This window comes from Mycolicibacterium xanthum, assembly GCF_019710635.1.
GTDB lineage: Bacteria > Actinomycetota > Actinomycetes > Mycobacteriales > Mycobacteriaceae > Mycobacterium > Mycobacterium xanthum.
In genome coordinates this window covers 1-1,880 of the sequence record NZ_JAIFZS010000131.1, presented here as the reverse complement: position 1 = coordinate 1,880, position 1,880 = coordinate 1, and the positions used below count along the sequence as shown (strand labels likewise).

The window sequence follows — 1,880 nt, the reverse complement described above, 5'->3', positions numbered from 1 at the left end:
GGCGGTGACCGGCTGATCGCCGCTGGTTGAGTTGAATGAGTGGGTGACGTTGGGACGGACGCCTGCTCAGGCGGATCTGCTGCGGTCGACGGCGAATTTCTGTGAGGGCCGGGTGGGTCCGGATTCGATTTATGGTGTGCTGCACCGGGAGTGTTTCAACCTCTTTCCCGACGAGATGTTCGCTGATCTGTTCACCGATGTCGGTCGGCGGTCGGTGCCGCCGATGATCGTGGCGGTGGTGATGGTGCTGCAGCGCATCGAGGGACTCTCGGATCGAGAGGCGGTGGATCGGTTCGCGTTCGACGCGCGCTGGAAGTACGCCGCTGGTGGGCTGGACTTCGACTATCCGGGATTCGTGCACACGGTGCTGGTGGACATGCGTGCCCGGCTGGCCCGCTCGGCTCGGCCGAACCGGATCTTCGAGGTGACGCTGGCGGCGGCCAAAGCGGCGGGGCTGGTAGGACGTAAGCGGGTGCTGGACTCAACCCCGCTGTATGACGCGGTGGCCACGATGGACACGGTTACCTTGATCCGCTCGGCGATCCGCGGGCTGTTGAAGGCAGCCGATAGCGCGCTTGAATGTGAGTTGCGGGGCCTGCTGAGCCGCGACGACGATTACACCGCGGCCGGCAAGCCGGTGTGCGACTACGACGATGCGGCTGCGCGGGAGGCGTTGGTGGATGCGCTGGCCTGCGACGCGATGGCGCTGGCGGCCGCGCTGCACGGGCGGGAGTTGGCCGTCGAGGTCGACACCGCGGCCCAGCTGGTGGCCACCGTGGTCGGCCAAGACCTCGACCGCGATAGCGACGGGGTGTTCCGCATCGCCCGCCGCATCGCCCGGGATCGGGTGATCTCCACCGTGGACCCCGACGCGCGGCACGGGCACAAGACCTCGGCGCGGGGATTCGACGGCTTCAAGGGTCACATCGCCATCGACCCGGATGCCGAGATCGTGACCGCCACCGAGGTCACCGCGGCCAACGCCGGCGACGTCGACCCGGCCACCGATCTGCTCGCCGAGGACCTGCCTGAGCCCGCCGACACCGGCGCGGGCCAGACCGGCGACGATGGCCCCAACCCCAACCCCGGCGCCAGCGGTGCGCCGGCATCCGAAGGCGCCCAACGCGGCCAGCACGCACCGGCGGTGTATGGCGATGCGGCCTACGGCGCGGGCAAGCTGCTGGCCGGGTTGGAAACCGCGGGCGCGCAGATCTTCACCAAGGTGCAGCCGCCGACCGCCCCGGGTGGGCGGTTCACCAAGGACCGCTTCAGCATCGATCTGGACGGCGGCACCATCACCTGTCCGAACGCGGTGACCGTAACGATCCGCCCGGCCACCGCCGGCGGCGGCAGCGCCGTGTTCGGTGCTGCGTGCGCGGCCTGCCCGCTGGCCACCCAGTGCACCGACTCCGCCGCCGGCCGCACCATCAAGATCAGCCGTTACGAGGCCGAACTGGCCCGCGCCCGCGCCGCTCAGGCCGACCCCGCCTGGGTCGCCGACTACCGGGCGACCCGCCCGAAAGTGGAACGCAAGATCGCTCACCTGATGCGCCGCCGCCACGGCGGGCGCCGCGCCCGTGTGCGTGGCACCACCAAGGTCGCCGCCGACTTCTCCCTGCTGGCCGCTGCGGTCAACCTGGCCCGTCTCGGTGCGCTCGGACTGCACCGAGCCACCAGCCAAGGTTGGCAGGTTGCGCCCGCATAACCACCGAAACACCTGCTGCACAGTGCATTCTGCAACGATCCTGATAATTCGGTCCGGCGAGCAGGCCCATCAACCCATTGAACCGTCCCAGGCCCACACCAGCCGTCACAGCAAGCTCAACCGCAAGAGCGGTTACCACCTACCCCACGAGACCCGTTCGACACCAGCCACCTAG

1 protein-coding gene is annotated in these 1,880 nt (G+C 69.2%); it reads left to right on the top strand.

Annotated elements, in window-relative coordinates; genetic code table 11:
- The first annotated feature begins 43 nt into the window (after nt 1-43).
- Nucleotides 44-1,705, top strand: a complete 1,662-nt coding sequence (locus tag JDV09_RS26380) for a transposase (RefSeq protein WP_221372079.1) — start codon at nt 44-46, stop codon at nt 1,703-1,705.
- Nucleotides 1,706-1,880: the final 175 nt, after the last annotated feature.